General features: G+C 62.0%; 13 protein-coding genes. 10 read left to right on the forward strand and 3 right to left on the reverse strand.

Translation table 11 applies throughout. The features are described 5' to 3' along the window. Positions 1 to 84: 84 nt before the first annotated feature. Both NKH52_RS12005 and NKH52_RS12010 read left to right on the forward strand, forming a co-directional pair. Positions 85 to 801: a response regulator gene (locus tag NKH52_RS12005; RefSeq protein WP_013529960.1), complete on the forward strand. Its 717-nt coding sequence runs from the start codon at positions 85 to 87 to the stop codon at positions 799 to 801. Continuing rightward, on the forward strand, positions 798 to 2,204 hold the full coding sequence (locus NKH52_RS12010; RefSeq protein WP_352730060.1) for an ATP-binding protein: 1,407 nt from the start codon (positions 798 to 800) through the stop codon (positions 2,202 to 2,204). Before NKH52_RS12005 ends, NKH52_RS12010 begins: the two co-directional genes overlap by 4 nt. A 51-nt stretch (positions 2,205 to 2,255) precedes the next feature. On the opposite strand, the gene choV is transcribed toward NKH52_RS12010, so the two are convergent. The 3 genes from choV to NKH52_RS12025 all read right to left on the reverse strand — a co-directional run bounded on the left by choV (position 2,256) and on the right by NKH52_RS12025 (position 5,347). Further along, positions 2,256 to 3,437, reverse strand: a complete 1,182-nt coding sequence (choV, locus tag NKH52_RS12015) for a choline ABC transporter ATP-binding protein (protein ID WP_352730062.1) — start codon at positions 3,435 to 3,437, stop codon at positions 2,256 to 2,258. Next, positions 3,434 to 4,288, reverse strand: coding sequence for a choline ABC transporter permease subunit (gene choW / locus NKH52_RS12020; RefSeq protein ID WP_127266555.1), 855 nt, complete (start codon positions 4,286 to 4,288; stop codon positions 3,434 to 3,436). Before choW ends, choV begins: the two co-directional genes overlap by 4 nt. Before the next feature lie 123 nt (positions 4,289 to 4,411). Then, complete coding sequence (locus NKH52_RS12025; protein ID WP_023809863.1) at positions 4,412 to 5,347, reverse strand: choline ABC transporter substrate-binding protein; 936 nt, start codon at positions 5,345 to 5,347, stop codon at positions 4,412 to 4,414. A 258-nt stretch (positions 5,348 to 5,605) separates the two neighbouring features. Between NKH52_RS12025 and NKH52_RS12030 the strand changes: the two genes are divergently transcribed. From NKH52_RS12030 to NKH52_RS12065, 8 genes are all read left to right on the forward strand, one after another. Continuing rightward, entirely contained in the window at positions 5,606 to 6,217 is a 612-nt protein-coding gene (locus NKH52_RS12030; RefSeq protein ID WP_024504537.1) for a thymidine kinase, read from the forward strand. An 89-nt stretch (positions 6,218 to 6,306) separates the two neighbouring features. Beyond that, positions 6,307 to 6,696: a c-type cytochrome gene (locus NKH52_RS12035; protein WP_352730065.1), complete on the forward strand. Its 390-nt coding sequence runs from the start codon at positions 6,307 to 6,309 to the stop codon at positions 6,694 to 6,696. A 311-nt stretch (positions 6,697 to 7,007) separates the two neighbouring features. Beyond that, positions 7,008 to 8,096, forward strand: coding sequence for a hypothetical protein (locus NKH52_RS12040; RefSeq protein ID WP_127266549.1), 1,089 nt, complete (start codon positions 7,008 to 7,010; stop codon positions 8,094 to 8,096). 31 nt (positions 8,097 to 8,127) lie between these two features. After that, on the forward strand, positions 8,128 to 9,273 hold the full coding sequence (locus tag NKH52_RS12045) for a hypothetical protein (RefSeq protein WP_352730067.1): 1,146 nt from the start codon (positions 8,128 to 8,130) through the stop codon (positions 9,271 to 9,273). 24 nt (positions 9,274 to 9,297) lie between these two features. Further along, positions 9,298 to 11,208 (forward strand): AAA family ATPase, encoded by a 1,911-nt coding sequence (locus tag NKH52_RS12050; protein ID WP_352730069.1) that lies wholly within the window; start codon positions 9,298 to 9,300, stop codon positions 11,206 to 11,208. Positions 11,209 to 11,403: 195 nt separating this feature from the next. Beyond that, a complete protein-coding gene (locus NKH52_RS12055) occupies positions 11,404 to 12,714 on the forward strand; it encodes a DUF6638 family protein (RefSeq protein WP_352730071.1) in 1,311 nt (436 codons plus the stop codon). Between the two features lie 207 nt (positions 12,715 to 12,921). Next, a complete protein-coding gene (locus NKH52_RS12060) occupies positions 12,922 to 14,046 on the forward strand; it encodes a DUF2333 family protein (protein ID WP_013529949.1) in 1,125 nt (374 codons plus the stop codon). Positions 14,047 to 14,358: 312 nt separating this feature from the next. Next, positions 14,359 to 16,038: a formate--tetrahydrofolate ligase gene (locus tag NKH52_RS12065; protein ID WP_352730073.1), complete on the forward strand. Its 1,680-nt coding sequence runs from the start codon at positions 14,359 to 14,361 to the stop codon at positions 16,036 to 16,038. The last annotated feature ends 37 nt before the right edge of the window (positions 16,039 to 16,075 follow it).

The raw sequence follows: 16,075 nt of genomic DNA on the forward strand, positions 1-16,075 counted from the left end.
TGGCCTGAATTCTATCGTGTGGGTTGCGACAGAAGGGCTTGGCAATCAAAGACAGAAGGGCTTGGCAACAATGACAGGGCTGCTGTGAAATCCGACGCACACATACTGATCGTCGACGACGACAAGGGTATCCGCGACCTGCTGCAGGAATTCTTCCAGAAGCGGGGCCTGCACACCTCGGTTGCCGCCGACGGCATCGAGATGGAGACCATCCTGCGGCGCGTCCAGGTGGACCTCATCGTCCTCGACGTGATGCTGCCCGGCAAAAGCGGGCTGGAGCTGTGCCGCGACCTGCGCGCCCAGTATTCGACGCCGATCATCATGCTGACCGCCGTCACCGAGACGACCGACCGCGTCGTCGGCCTGGAAATGGGCGCCGACGACTATGTGCCCAAACCCTTCGACCCGCGCGAGCTTTTGGCGCGTATCCGCGCCGTGCTCAGGCGCAATGGCGCCGCCGAGCCGAAGCGCGCCACAACCAAGCAGATCTACCGCTTCGCCGGCTGGACGATGGATTGTGCTCGGCGCCGGCTGATCGCACCCGACGATGTCAGGGTCGAACTGACCATGGCCGAATTCAACCTGCTGCAGACCTTCGTCAAGAGCGCGCAGCGCGTGCTGACCCGCGACCAGCTCATCGAGCTGTCCGGCGGCGACAGCGACTATTCCTTCGACCGCAGCATCGACATCCTGGTCAGCCGGCTGCGGCGCAAGATGGAAGACGACCCCAAGACGCCCAAGCTGATCCTGACCGTGCGCAGCGGCGGCTACCAGTTCCTGCCCGAGACGACCTCCGAATGAGACGTTTCCTGCCGCAGACCTTGCCTGTCTGGGTGCTGCTGATCGTCATTGCCGGCCTGCTGATCAGCCAGGTCGCGACCCTTTACATCGTATCGCGCGACCGCGCCGCCGCCAACGACGTCGTCGACCTCTACCGGCTCAACGACCGTGCCTTCTCGCTGGTTCAGCTCATGCATGACGCCAGTCCGGACGAGCGCAAGGCGACGGCGACCGGCCTCTTCAACTCCACCTACGCGCTCACCGTTTCGGACACGCCGGCGGTCACTTCGTCGATCGCCGGCGACGACGAACTGGCCGAACTCGAAGACATCCTCGTCGGCCGGCTGTCGAAATTCGGCATCACCGATGCACGCGTACGCCGCGATCCGGCGACGCGCGAGGCCGACGACGCGGACGGCACGACGCCGGGGGCCGACATCGGCCAGGTGGAGCGCGACCTTCTGGTATTGGCCGCCGACTTTGCCCAGAGCGACAAGCTGACGGCCTCGCTGCGCTTCGCCGACGGCCAATGGCTGAACTTCACCGAACCGATCACGCCCGTCGGCCCGATCCTGAGCTTCGACAGCCTGCCGCTTTATTCGCTGATCGCAGGGCTGGTGGTGATCATGTCGATCTGGTCGCTGCGCCGGCTGACGGCGCCCTACCGGATGATGGAGACCGCCGTGAACCGGATCGGCAAGGATCTGAAGAGCCCGCCGATCGCCGAGAGCGGCAGCCGCGAAGTGCGAGCCGCCGCCAAGGCGATCAATGCCATGCAGGCAAGGTTGCGCGAATATGTCGAGGACCGCGAACATCTGGCGGCGGCACTGGCGCATGATCTGCGCACGCCGATGACCAGGATGCGCCTGCGCCTGGAGCTGTTGCGCAAATCGGCGGTTCGCGAGGCGCTGGCGCACGACCTCGCCGATGTCGAGAGCATCGCCAGCTCGGTGATCGACTTCGCCACCTTCGAGGTAACGGAGGAGAAGAACGAACGCATCGATTTCTGGTCGCTCGTGGAATCGATCGCCGACGGCTATGACGACGTGTCGTTCGACGACGAGACCCGTTCGCGCGGGCTGATCTGCATGGCGCGGCCGGTCGCGCTCAAGCGCTGCGTCACCAATCTGGTGCAGAACGCGGTCACCTACGGCAAGAAGGCGCATCTTTCGCTGCGCCGGTCGGAAGACATGATCCTGCTCACCATCCGCGATGAAGGGCCTGGGATACCGCAGGCCCAGATCGACGCCGTGTTCGGCTCGTTCGTGCGCCTCGAACAATCGCGCAACCGCCAGACCGGCGGTCTGGGCCTCGGCCTGACCATTGCCCGCAACATCGCGCGCGCCGCAGGTGGCGAGATCCGACTGTCCAACAACCCGGGCGGTGGCCTGCTGACCCAACTGCGCCTGCCGCTGGCGGCTTAAAAAGCATTCAAGCAGCCTCCGCTGCCCGCGGCGGCGTTCACGAATTTGGCGTTACCGCCGCAGCACCGCGCTCAGCACATCGCGGATGCCGATGGCGCCGACGAAGCGCGACTGGTCGTCGAACAGCGCCACGGGTGCTGTCTGCGAGCGGTGCATGGCCAGCATGACGGTTTTCAGCGAGGTGCCCGGATTGGCCCAGAACACCTGCGCTACTTCCTCGGGCTGGCCTTCGACGTCGGCGCACGACACCCACACCGCCGGCTTGCCGTCGCGCTCGGCCGCCGCCACCAGCCCGTGATCATCGATCTTGAAGCGCGTCGTCTTGCGGCGGTCGAGCCACACCCAGCCATTGTCGCCATGCTCCAGATCGCGGCGGTCGCGCATCACGTTCCAGGCGGTCAGCACCGACAGCGGGTTCACATTAGCGATGAAGTCGCGGACATAGTCGTTGGCGGGCCGCAGCACGATGTCCTCCGGCGCGCCGGTTTGCACGATGCGCCCACCCTCCATGATGGTGATGTGGGAGCCAATCTTCAGCGCCTCCTCGAGGTCGTGGCTGACGAAGATGATGGTCTTCTTCAACTCGGCCTGCAGTTGCAGCAATTCGTCCTGCAGCTTGGTGCGGATCAGCGGGTCGAGCGCCGAGAACGGCTCGTCCATCAGCAGGATCGGCGCCTCGGTGGCGAAGGCCCGCGCCAGGCCGACGCGCTGCTGCATGCCGCCCGACAGCTCATGCGCGTATTTCTTCGACCACTGGTCGAGATTGACCAGCTTGAGCTGGCGTTGCACGCGCTCCTTGCGCTCGGCTTCCGGTACGCCGGCGAGTTCGAGGCCGAGACCGACATTCTCCTCCACCGTACGCCAGGGCAAAAGGCCGAACTGCTGGAACACCATCGCCACCTGTTTCTGGCGCAGGCGCCGCAGGGTCGCCTCGTCGCAGGTGACGACGTCGACGGTTTTGTCGCCATCCTTGACCAGCACCTGGCCGCGCGACACCACGTTGAGCCGGTTGACCGCCCGCAGCAATGTCGACTTGCCCGAACCGGAGAGACCCATCAGCACGGAGATTTCGCCCTCGTTCACGGTCAGGCTGGCGCCGGCGCAACCCAGTACATTGCCGGTCTTGTCGAGGATCTCGGCGCGGCTGGCTCCGGCGTCGATCATCTTCAGCGATCCGGCCTGGTCGGCGCCGAAGACGATATCGACGTTCCGGAAATCGACGGCGACGGTCATTTCTTGCCTCCAACGGCGATGCGGGTCATCCGGTCGAGCACGATGGCCAAGACGACGATGGCGAGGCCCGCCTCAAGCCCGAGGTCGATCTTGCGCGAACCCAGCGCCCGGTTGATTTCGGTGCCGAGGCCGCCGGCGCCGATCAGTGCGGCAAACACCACCATCGACAGCGACAGCATGATGCACTGCGTCAGACCGGCCATGATGGTGGGCAGCGCCGAGGGCAGCTCCACCTTCCACAGCAACTGGCTCTTGGTGGCGCCGAACGCCTCGCCGGCCTCGACGATCGACTTCGGCACCGAGACGACGCCGAGATGCGTGAGACGAACCGCGGTCGGGATGACGAAGATGATGGTGACGATGAGGCCGGGCGCATTGCCGAGGCCGAACAGCGTCAGCACCGGGATCAGGTAGACGAAGGTCGGCAGCGTCTGCATCAAATCGAGCACCGGCAGCATGACGCGATAGACCTTCGGCTTGTGCGCCGCCCAGATACCGAGTGGCACACCGATGGCCATCGAGGCGGCGGCGGCGGCAACCACCAGCACCAGCGTCTCTACCGTCTGCTTCCAGAGGTTCTGGTTAAGGATGAACAGCAACCCGAGAAAGACAGCCACGGCCAAGCCTCTCGATCGCTGCAGATAATAGGCAAGCAGTGCAATCAGCGCGATGAGAAGGACCGGCGGTACCAGCAGCAGCGTGTCGACCACTCCGTCGAGCAGGAAATTCAAACCGCCGGAGAGACCGCGGAAGAAGGTGTTGAAATTGTCGGTAAGGAAGGTGAAGAACGCTTTGCCCCATTCGCCTATGGGGATCTTATAACTGACAAAGAATTTTGAAATCGGATCCATCTTGCCCCTCTTTGACAGTCGCCGTCCTTGCCGGACGGTCATCTTGTCACAGGATATGAAAAAGGGCAGCCCTTTCTACAGTGACTGCCCTTCTTGATCGGTCACGCCGAACGCAAGACCTGCTCAGCTTCCGAGCGCAGTCTTCACGGCTGCAGCCGCGTCGCCGCCATCGAAAGTGGTCACGCCGGCAATCCATGGAGCAACCGCGTCCGGATGCTTCTTGAGCCAGTCGGTCGCAGCCGTATTGGCATCGGCGCCCTTGAGGATCGCGTCCATTATCTCGCCTTCCATGTCGAGATTGAACTTCAGGTTGGCGATGAATTTGCCGGCATTCGGGCACTCGGTGGTGTAACCCTTGCGCACATTGGTATGCACGGTGGCTGCGCCAAAGCCGCTGTCGCCCATGCCATCGAGATAGGTGATCTTCATGGCACCCATCACCGGATGCGGCGTCCAGCCGAGGAACGCGATCCACTCATTGCTCTTGATCGACTGCTCGGCCTGCGTGAGCATGCCAGCCTCCGAGGATTCGACCAGCTCGAAGCCTTCGAGATTGTCCTTCGGGTTCTTGATCATGTCGAGGATGATGCGGTTACCATCATTGCCGGCCTCGATGCCGTAGATCTTGCCGTCGAACTTGTCCTTGAACTTGCCGAGGTCGGTCAGCGTCTTGACGCCGGCGTCCGCGACATAGGTCGGCACGACGATACCGTAGCCGGCGCCACTGAGGTTTTCGCTGATGGTCTCGACCGAACCATCGGCGGTATAGTCCTTGATGTCGTTGGTCATCGACGGCATCCAGTTGCCGAGGAAGACATCAAGATCCTTGTTCTTCAGCGACGCCATGGTCACCGGCACCGACAGCTGGATCGTCTGCGGTTCGTAGCCGAGCGCGGTGAGCAGTACCGATGCGACGCCGGTCGTCGCCTGGATGTCGGTCCAGCCGACATCAGAAAGGCGCACCGCCTTGCAGCTCGCCGGATCGCCGGCGAAGGCAGCGCTCGTGGACAGAAAAGCCGCCAGGCCGAGGCCGGCGACGAAAGAGTTCATGCGCGACATAGACAGTCTCCCATTGTGATTCTTGGGCGAAGCGTAGTTACGGTTTCTCTGCCCGCCTTGTTTCGTCAGCCAAACACCATTCTGGTGTGGTTTCAAGCATTAAGACAATCACGATCAACGGCGCGGGCTGGCCAATCAGCGACACATCAGGCGCTTTTGCCATGCCTGACGGTTTTTTCGAAGACGGGCCGGCTTTTTCAGGGGAATGCGGGCGACCGCCCCTCCCCGTATCAGGGCAAGTCGGCTTAAAAGAGCGGCATGGCCAAGCTTTACTTCCACTACGCGACTATGAACGCCGGCAAGACGACAATGCTCTTGCAGGCCTCTTACAATTATCGCGAGCGCGGCATGGGCACGATGCTGTTCGTCGCCGGCCACTACCGCAAGGGCGACACCGGCCTGATCTCGTCGCGCATCGGCCTGGAGACGGAAGCCGAGATGTTCCGCGACGGTGACGATCTGTTCGCCCGCGTCGCCGATCACCACGCGCATACATCGGTGCATTGCGTCTTCGTCGACGAGGCGCAGTTCCTCGAGGAGGAGCAGGTCTGGCAGCTCGCCCGCATCGCCGACCGCCTGAACATTCCGGTCATGTGCTACGGCCTGCGCACCGATTTCCAGGGCAAGCTGTTTTCCGGCTCGCGCGCGCTGCTGGCCATCGCCGACGATTTGCGCGAAGTGCGCACCATCTGCCGCTGCGGCCGCAAGGCGACGATGGTCGTGCGCCTCGGCCCCGATGGCAAAGTGGCGCGCCAGGGCGAGCAGGTGGCGATCGGCAAGGACGTCTATGTCTCGCTCTGCCGCCGTCATTGGGAAGAAGAAATGGGCCGCGCCGCACCCGACGACTTCATCGGTTTTATCAAGGGCTGACGGCCCCGGCGGCCTTGACCTTGGCCGATGCAGCGTTTGTTAAAGCCTCGGTACTATAAGGCCGCCAGCCAGAACTCTCCGGGGGCAGCATGTTTCGAGCCGCTTCGTCCGCCAGCATCCTTCTCCTTGCCAGCTCGCTTGTGGCCCATGCCGGCGGCGACCCGGCCCTGGGCAAGAAGGCCTTCAACCGGTGCATGGCCTGCCATGAACCAGCCACCGACCGCGACAAGGTCGGTCCGCATCTGTTGGGCGTCGTTGGTCGCACCGCCGGAAGTGCGGAGAGTTTTCTTGGCCGCTATTCCGAGGCGATGAAGAGTGCCGGCGCCGCCGGCCTGGTCTGGGATGAAGCCAATCTCGCCGAGTATCTCAGAGCACCCAAGCTGAAAGTGCCCGGCAACAAGATGGCGTTTGCCGGCCTGGCCAAAGACGACGACATCGCCAACGTCATTGCCTATCTGAAGGCCGATCCCAAGCCCTGATCCGCTGTTCGTCAGCTCTGTAAAGCCGGCTTTCTCCTCGCATATCGCGGCCGCGATTGCTTCGGTGGTTTGCCCAATACAAAGGCATCCGTGCGCCTTCGCCTTGCCGCATGAAAGTTCAATGACAGCTGAACTATGGCTGGTCGGGAAGCTAATCACGCTAAGCCCACGCCTTCACTGGCTTTCAAGATCCTGACGAATTTTTTTGTTTTCACGCCGCCCTTATCTTCACGTCTTTCAATCCCCTGATGCCCCACATATATTCGCCGCTGTTCGCGACCAGCGACGTCATGCCGAAGCGGGAGGCCCCAATGGCGACATTGCAGAATTTCGACGCCGAAATTGCCAAGACCAAGCAGGTCGTGCAGGACATGCGCTCCAAGATCGAGCAGTCCGGCACCATGCTTGATACGCTCGCCACATCAGACAAGAAGATCGGCGACGCCAATTTCGACCTCGAGAACGCCCGCATCGAGGATGTGCTGAAGCAGCAGAAGGTGATGGAAGGCAACATTGCCGACCTGATCATCGGACTGGAGGACGCCACCAACGTCTTCGGCGCCGAGTTCGAGAGCATGAAGAACTACACCGGCTGGGAAAAATTCATCGGCATCTTCTCCAGCCAGAGCAAGCAGCGCATGCGCACCGACCGCGTCCGCAACATGTCGCTGGCCGGCAATCTGCAGGAACTGCTGGTCAAATCCGACACCATCGTCGGCATATTGAAGGCGCAGAAAGAGGTCCTCGACCAACGCTACAAGACCTCGGAAACCAGCCTGTCGCAGGTGATCGAGCGCCGTAAGACCACCATGACCAACCTCGAAGCCGTGCAGAAGCGCATCGAGGAGCTCAACCCGATGCTGCTCGACATCGAAAACAAGATCGCCGCTTCGACCAGCCAGAAGGATCGCACGCAGCTCGAAGGCGAACGCTCCAAGCTGGCGACGGAATACAACGAAAAGCAGGCCAAGGAGCAGGAGCTGCTGGCCGAGAGCCAGACGCTCGAGCGCTACACCTCAATGTTCCAGACCTTCGTCGATTCGCTCAACAACCAGATAGCCGCGCAATCGACGCTGATCAACAAGCTGACCATCGATACCGAGCAGCGCATCGTGCTCTACAAGGCGCTGGAGGATTCGCTGAAGACCGCCGCCCAACAGGACGTCGCCCACAAGATCAACACGCTGGGCAGCCAGGTCGACAACACCGCCGAGGAAACCATGGCCGGCATCGGTGCCGCTTCGCAAAAGCACATCGGCGACCTGCTCGAGATGCACGAGAAGAACATGGTCGCCACCGCAGACATCCAGCGCCGCAAGAAGCTGGCCGACGATGCCTTTGCCCGCCGCTTCGACGAGGTGCTGAAGAAGCACAATTCGGCAAACTACGTGCAGTCTTAGGGGTGACAGGACTGCCCGCGAGCGCACAGGCATGACCCCCGAAAACGAAGCGGCTGCACGATATTTCTCCGCCATCACGGCCGCGCTGAGCGGCCTTGAAGTGTTCATGCGCGACGATCGCTCGCCGCTTTACCGGCATGGCATCGTCGCCAAGATCGTCGCCGAATATATCGCCCGGCTCGACAAGTCGTTTTCCTGCTGGCGCAACCGGCTGGGCTTCATGGACACGTTCCGTATTTCGCGCGCCGAAAGCGGATTTCCGGTGTTCCAGAACCTGCTCGAACTGGAAAACGACCGCCGCCAGGCCGACGCGCGGCTTGCCAACATCCCGCTCGCCGGCGAGTTGCGCGAGGAAATGGCCGACTTCATCCTGCGCCACAAGGAATTCCCCGAGGCGCTGCAGAAGTCGATGGCCGAGCGGCTTTATCTCGAGGACGTGAAAAGCGAGAACACTTTCGGCCCGTTCACCCTGGCGCAAACGGCCAAGGTCTCGGTCAATCCGAAGACGGGGCGGCCTTATTATCTCGTCCACTGGGCGACGTTCGACGGCAGCGCCAACCTGCCTCTGGTCTACATGGTGACGGTGGAAGATTCGTCCGAAACGATGATCCGCCAGCTCGTCGACAGAAACGGCAAGCTGAACGAGACGATCGATATTCCGCTGCCTATCGATGGCCTGCTCAATCCCGAGCTTGCCCACCGTTTCGACGATTTCACCGAGAAGAACTCCGCCTACACGCTGTCGCCGGCGACCATCGCGGTCAATCTCGACAAGGATTTCGAGCCGCTGCACCCCAAGCAGCTGCGCCGCGTTGTGCTCGGCCCGTTCTATTCGGCTGGCATCACCGACAACAATTCGACGGTGACCGAGGTTTTGGCCAAGGTGCGCAAGCCCGAAAATGCCTGGCTTTTGACCTGGACCATCCAGGAGGTCTATTCCAAGGCCGAAAAGCCCGGCCGCAAGGGCCTGTTTTCCAGCGAGAAGACGACGCAGGAATTCTTCATCAACACCGACGATCTGGAAGCCGCGCGCCAGGGCGTGTCGAGCTATGAAAACCACGCGCTGATCCCGCACGAGGCCTATCAGGCGCTCTACGCCGCCGGCGAGGCGCAAAAGGTCTTTGCCGGCTACAAGGTTCACATCCTGTCCAACGGACAGGTCATCTCAGACGTCTGACCGTCACACCACGGAGCACCCTTCATGGATACCGGCCTGACCACCATCCCGGAAGCCGCCATCGAGAAGCACCGCGCTACCGCGCAGAGCTTCATCACCCGTGTCGTCGTGCTGGAGGACCCGTCACGCGAGTCCGGCACAGCACTTGCCGGCACCAACCGCCGCTTCGTCTCGACCGTCTCGGTCGGTTCGGTGCGCCGCACGCGCGAGGTCGAGCTGTCGAAGACCGTCGGCGCCGTTCATCCCGATGATCAGCTGCTGACCATCCCGCAGCACACGCTCCTGTTTCGCGCCCGGCGCGGCACGGCGATCGCGCTGGCAATATCGGACGTCTTTGCCGAGGGCTCGGACCTTGAAAGTCTGCAGGCCAAGAACACCCGCGCGCCGCTCGAAGGCGACGAGGCGTCTACCTTCAAGAAGCTTCTGTCGGCCTCGGCTTACATTTCGGCCTTCAGCCTCGCCTCCTACCTGTTCCAGCTGATCGACAGCGACGGCGAGGCGCCCAACGACAGTCCCGAACCGGACTTCCTGTTCGACACGCCGCAGGATGCAGTGAAGTCTATCCTGGCCGGCCTCGACAAAGCGATCTCGGGATCGTCCAACGACGCCGACCTGATGACAAGGGCGCGTGCCTTCGCCCGCGTCGCCATCGACGGGCTTCTGGCCCGCAAGGGCCGCTTCGACGGCATCGGCCCCTTCGAGAACGCCCATATCCGTATCGATGCCGACGATTTCACCCTCGATGGTTTCGACGTCGCGCCGGGCAAGCGTTCAAAACCGCTGGTGATGACATTCAAGAAGCCGGAAGAGGTCGTCGGCAATCACATCGCCAAATACCAGTCGGTCAAGCTCGCCAAGATGCTGATGGCCTACGACTTCGAGCGCGAACTCAATCCGTTCGTCGAACTCGGCGGCTTCCTGTTCACCTTCATCGGCGACGGCGCCCCCGGCACCGGCAAGACGACCCTGATCCAGATGATCGCCGGCCTCGTCAACGGCTACTGCCAGGTCGCCGGCTATCCCTTCGCCTACGAGAATTTCGGCGTCGACCAGATCTCGTCCTATCAGGGCAAATCAGGCCAGAACTGCCGCCAGTTCATCAACAATGTGCTGAACCCGCGCGTCATCGGATTCGGCACCATCGACGACATCGACCAGGTGGCTGCGCGCCGCTCAGACGACCGCGCCTCGGCCGGCCAGCAGGAAATCACCGGCGTGTTGATGGACGCCTTCGCCGGTGCCGCCACCGTGGTGCGCGGCAATTGCTCGTTCGGCATGTTCTCCAACTACCCCGAAAATGTCGACGATGCGCTGCGCCAGCGCGCCGGCGCCCGCTGGCTGGTCGACGGGCCGCAGAGCCGCGACGACTACATCGACATTTTTGTCCTGCTGGCGGGAAAAAACCACAAGATCCCGCTCGGCGACCACGATCTCTACGCCGCGCAGGAAATCCAGCGCGCCGTGACCGAAGCCTATGAGGAGCACGAGAGGCCGCAAGAAGACGGGCTGATGAAGGTCTACGAGCGCTACATGAAGGAGAACGGCGCGCCGAAAACGATGGCCGACATCGGCACCTATCTGCACCTGATCAAGGATGCCGAACCCCGCTTCACCGGCCGCGCCATCAAGAACGTCACCGACGCCATCAAGATGCGCGCCATGGACATCGAGCTTCCCGACGACTGGTTCGAGAAGCCGGAAGTCTTCATGCACAAGGGTTATGACGAGAAGAAAGCGATGATCGAGGAACTGCGCGGCCCCTTTTCGATGGACATGGTCATGCAGGAGATCAACCGCTACGCCGACTCGGAGTTCCGCTATTCCGACAAGTCCGACGACTCCGCGGTGGAAAAACTGCTGCGCGACGCCCGTCTGCGCGAGCGGGCCGCGCGCGAGATGGAGGAGATGAAGAAGAAGGGGCTGTGGAATGCGTGAGTGCGCGCCTACCCCCCTCTGGCCTGCCGGCCATCTCCCCCTCAAGGGGGGAGATCGACTTTCACCATCGCTTTCGCCAATCTTCAACGTATCTGGAAGAGCGGCATGGACGACGCTGCCAATCTCCCCCCTTGAGGGGGAGATTGCCGGCAGGCCAGAGGGGGGTGCTGGCGCGCTCCTCGGGAGCGATGCACCTTGACCACAAAACCCGCCAAGAAACCCGATCTCCTGCGCGACAACGAGCTGATCTATGGCCGGCTGCTGACGGTCGACGAGCCGCATTTGATCCAGCGCTACAACAAGGCGCTGGCCGCATTCGGCTTGAAGCCGACCAAACTGAAGAGCTTCCAGATCGACCGCACCGGCTTCTCGCCCGAAGTGGCCGAGGAATGCGACGATTATGACTATCTCGATCCCAATGAGGTCAACCGCCGTTTCATCATCCTGACGCCGTCGCAGATCGACCTGCCGGTGGTGCACACCGCCTTCTCCAACACCTCGCAACTCATGTTCGAGTTCATGTCCAGGAACCGGCGCGCCATCGATGCGCTGACGATCAAGGACGTCATCTACGGCGAGATCGAGGATTCCATTCCCAAGGTCAACGACATCGAGGATTTGCTGTCGATCAGCCAGGTCGAATTCAAGGTGCTGTCGGCTGAGGATGTGCTGGGCAAGGCCGCCGAACTCGGCAAGCTCGTCGACCGGCTGAAGCAGGAGCCAGATGCCTGGCGCGACAGCGCCATGCTGAACCGCATGGTGGAGCTCGCCAAGATCTGCGGCGACATCCGCGAGAACGCGCTGGTGCCCGACCAGGTCATCTTCCGCCACAACGCCTACTGGACCAGCCACTTCGGCGGCCTCTACGTGTTCGTCGATCCGGATATAACGACGGTGATCAGCGATCCGGCCGCCCCCGGTTTCCGCCGCTCGCGGCCGTGGCAGGTCAGCTATCTCTCCATCAACGACGCCGACAAGGTGTTCAAGTTCCTCGCCACCACCGGCCGCATCGAGCTGCCGCGTGCCTCCTGGGTGGAGACCTCGGGCTATCTCGAGCACCGCGCCGAGATGGTGGTGCGCGCGCTGATCCGCGATGCCGAGCCGAACCGCAATTTGACCGATGTCGACAAGGTCTGGCTGCAGACCTGGATCCAGAGCCATGCCGACCTGATCACCAGAGACGGCAATTTTCCGTTCCTCAACGCCGCCAAGCGCGAGATCGCCCAACTCGGCCACCTCAAGATCGAGGATGTCTTCCCGCAGCAACGTTTCCTTGTCATCCGCGCCAAGCCTGACCACCCCGACGCCTGGCTGACCAACCGGCTGATCTCGGATTTCGTACCGTCGGACTTCGTCTCGCGCTACATCTTCAACAAGGACGGCTTTTATGAGGACTATGGCGGCTTCAGCGACGCGTGGCGATCGCATGTTGTGGACGTTCTCAAAACCACATATTTGAAGGACAAGGTGGCGTTTCGCACACGCCTCTACGGCCTGACTGACTAATGCATGTCGCCCAAAAGTGACCTCGGTTTTGGGAGAAGGACATGCATAAACCACAGACCTAAAGCGCGTCGCATGAATCCGTTTCGACGCGACGCGCTTTAAAACGAAATGAACCGTCATTTCGTTCTAACCTATTGTTTTTAGCGCATGGTGCTATCCAAAAAGTCTGCAATTTTTGGCATCATGCTTTGAGGGGGTGACACAGCCATGCTCGATCCGATCGTGAATTTCTTCACCCGCATTTTCCAGTGGATTGGCCGCGGCATCGGCCTTTTGATCGGCGTCATCCTGTGGCCCTTCCTGTGGGCCGGACGCTGGTACACGCAGCGCGGCTGGATCCTCAAGGCGGCGGTCGGCCTTGCCCTGCTGGTGCTGATCGGCCTCTACGCCAATTTCTTCTACGCCACCCAATGGTGGAACAATTTCAACCCGAACTATCCCGACACCTACACGTTCGAGAAGCGCAATGTCTCCGCCGGCGAACAGGTCTCCGCCGGCGCCGGCACCGACACCGCCAAGACCTGCGGCAACTCCGGCATTGCCCAGATCGCCGCCGACCTGACCGACTTCAACGTCAACCAGAATGCCTGGATCTCGTCGATGATCCTCTACAAGCTTGGCCTGTTCGGCATCGACTGGGACAACACGCCGTGGATGGACAACAAGGCCTCCTTCCAGCGCGGCATCAACCAGGCGGTGCGGCGCACCGCGACCGAACTCGCTGACAATCTCGGCCGAGTCCGCACCACCTCGCAGATCGACAGCGATCTGCAGAATGCCCGCGGCAACCTGCAGTTCGACGAGGAGACCTGGTATTTCGGCCTGAACCCGTTCGGCCCCAAGACGCCGACACCGAGCTACTATCGCGACGCCGTGCGCATGCTGCGTTCCTTCAACGCCCGCCTTGCCACCTGCCAGGCGACATTCGACGCCCGCGCCGACAATCTGAAACAGTATATCGACCGCATCTCGTCCGACATCGGCTCGACCTCGGCGATCCTCAAGGAACGCGCCGAGAACCACAACAATGGCTGGTTCGACTTCCGCGCCGACGACCGCTACTGGTTCGCCTATGGCCAGCTCTATGGCTATTACGGCCTGATGAAGGGCGCCCAGGCCGACTTCGAGGACGTCATCAAGGAAAAGCATCTGCAGAACCTGTGGGACACAATGGACTCGCAGTTCGTTTCGGCGCTGAAGATCCAGCCTTTCATCATCGCCAATGGCCGCGAGGATGGCTGGCTGTTGCCGACGCATCTGACGACGATGGGCTTCTATGTGCTCCGGGTGCGCTCCAACATGGTCGAAATCAGCAACGTTCTGACGCAGTAGCGCTGTTCCATTAGGGCCCAGGCGATGGCGAATTTGCGCCGTCGCCTCTGTCGCATTCCGTGCATTGTGCGGCTGTTTTGAGACGGCGGCGCGGCGTGTCCTCTGGCTTCTATACGGCGCGGCAACGGAGCCAGGAAGAACCGATGACAGGTCGGCCGGTCCGCAGAGGAATTTTCTCTATAGGAAACATAGTTGCATGAAAGTTGACGCCGCGGCAGCGACAGGGTTAGAACATGCCCGCGCCCGGGTCCAACCTGCCTGCGAGTAAGATCAACCCGTCCCCTCCATCGTCCAATCCAGAGGAAAGCCGTCATGGCCGAAGTGAAGTCCGACATCGAGATCGCGCGCGGCGCCAGGAAAAAGCAGATCCAGGAGATCGGCCAGAAGATCGGTATCCCGACCGAACATTTGCTGCCCTATGGCCACGACAAGGCCAAGATCTCAGCTGAATTCATCAAATCGGTGAAGGGCAACAAGGACGGTAAGCTGATCCTCGTCACCGCCATCAACCCGACGCCGGCCGGCGAAGGCAAGACCACGACCACGGTCGGTCTCGGCGACGGCCTGAACCGCATCGGCAAGAAGGCGATCATCTGCATCCGCGAGGCCTCGCTGGGCCCGAACTTCGGCGTCAAGGGCGGTGCCGCCGGCGGCGGCTATGCGCAAGTCGTGCCGATGGAGGACATGAACCTCCACTTCACCGGCGACTTCCATGCCATCACCACGGCGCACAACCTGCTTTCGGCGCTGATCGACAACCACATCTACTGGGGCAATGAGCTCGGCATCGACACCCGCCGCGTCGTCTGGCGCCGCGTCATGGACATGAACGACCGCGCGCTGCGCGAAATCATCTGCTCGCTCGGCGGCGTCGCCAACGGATTCCCGCGCGAGGGCGGTTTCGATATCACCGTCGCCTCGGAAGTCATGGCCATCCTGTGCCTGTCGACCGACCTGAAGGACCTCGAAAAGCGCCTCGGCGACATCATCGTCGCCTATCGCCGCGACAAGTCGCCGGTCTATGCCCGCGACCTCAAGGCCGACGGCGCCATGGCCGTGCTGTTGAAGGACGCCATGCAGCCGAACCTGGTGCAGACGCTGGAGAACAACCCGGCCTTCGTGCATGGCGGCCCGTTCGCCAACATCGCGCATGGCTGCAACTCGGTCGTCGCCACCACGACGGCGCTCAAGCTCGCCGACTACGTCGTCACCGAAGCCGGCTTCGGCGCCGACCTCGGTGCTGAAAAGTTCTTCGACATCAAGTGCCGCAAGGCGGGCCTCAAGCCGGCGGCGGCCGTCATTGTCGCCACCGTGCGCGCCATGAAAATGAATGGCGGCGTCAAGAAGGAAGACCTCGGCAAGGAAAACGTCGAAGCGGTGAAGAAGGGCTGCGCCAATCTCGGCCGCCACATCGAGAACATCCGCCAGTTCGGCGTGCCGGCGGTGGTTGCCATCAACCACTTCTACTCCGACACCGACGCCGAGATCCAGGCGATGAAGGGCTATGTCGCCTCGATGGGCGAAGAGGCGATCCTGTGCAAGCACTGGGCGCACGGCTCGGCCGGCATCGAGGATCTCGCCAACAAGGTGGTGGCACTGGCCGAATCCGGTGCTTCGCAGTTCGCGCCGCTCTATCCCGATGCCATGCCGCTGTTCGAGAAGATCAACACCATCGTCCAGCGCATCTATCGCGGCTCGGAAGCGATCGCCGACAAGTCGGTGCGCGACCAGCTCAAGGCCTGGGAAGACGCCGGATACGGCCACTTGCCGGTGTGCATGGCCAAGACGCAGTACTCGTTCTCGACCGACCCGAACCTGCGCGGCGCGCCGACCGGCCACACGGTGCCGGTGCGCGAGGTCAGGCTGTCGGCCGGTGCCGGCTTCGTCGTCATCATCTGCGGCGAGGTCATGACCATGCCCGGCCTGCCCAAGGCGCCGTCCTCGGAAAAGATCTTCCTCAACGAGATGGGCCAGATCGAAGGCCTGTTCTAAAATCCTTCAGTTCAAACCGCAAAGGGCGCCGCAGCGA

This window comes from Mesorhizobium sp. M1066, from assembly GCF_040318635.1.
GTDB lineage: Bacteria > Pseudomonadota > Alphaproteobacteria > Rhizobiales > Rhizobiaceae > Mesorhizobium.

Coding starts and splice junctions, on each gene's coding strand:
- NKH52_RS12010 (WP_352730060.1), top strand. CDS start 798: ATGAGACGTTTCCTGCCGCAGACCTTGCCTGTCTGGGTGCTGCTGATC.
- choV (WP_352730062.1), bottom strand. CDS start 3,437: ATGACCGTCGCCGTCGATTTCCGGAACGTCGATATCGTCTTCGGCGCC.
- choW (WP_127266555.1), bottom strand. CDS start 4,288: ATGGATCCGATTTCAAAATTCTTTGTCAGTTATAAGATCCCCATAGGC.
- NKH52_RS12025 (WP_023809863.1), bottom strand. CDS start 5,347: ATGTCGCGCATGAACTCTTTCGTCGCCGGCCTCGGCCTGGCGGCTTTT.
- NKH52_RS12030 (WP_024504537.1), top strand. CDS start 5,606: ATGGCCAAGCTTTACTTCCACTACGCGACTATGAACGCCGGCAAGACG.
- NKH52_RS12035 (WP_352730065.1), top strand. CDS start 6,307: ATGTTTCGAGCCGCTTCGTCCGCCAGCATCCTTCTCCTTGCCAGCTCG.
- NKH52_RS12040 (WP_127266549.1), top strand. CDS start 7,008: ATGGCGACATTGCAGAATTTCGACGCCGAAATTGCCAAGACCAAGCAG.
- NKH52_RS12045 (WP_352730067.1), top strand. CDS start 8,128: ATGACCCCCGAAAACGAAGCGGCTGCACGATATTTCTCCGCCATCACG.
- NKH52_RS12050 (WP_352730069.1), top strand. CDS start 9,298: ATGGATACCGGCCTGACCACCATCCCGGAAGCCGCCATCGAGAAGCAC.
- NKH52_RS12060 (WP_013529949.1), top strand. CDS start 12,922: ATGCTCGATCCGATCGTGAATTTCTTCACCCGCATTTTCCAGTGGATT.
- NKH52_RS12065 (WP_352730073.1), top strand. CDS start 14,359: ATGGCCGAAGTGAAGTCCGACATCGAGATCGCGCGCGGCGCCAGGAAA.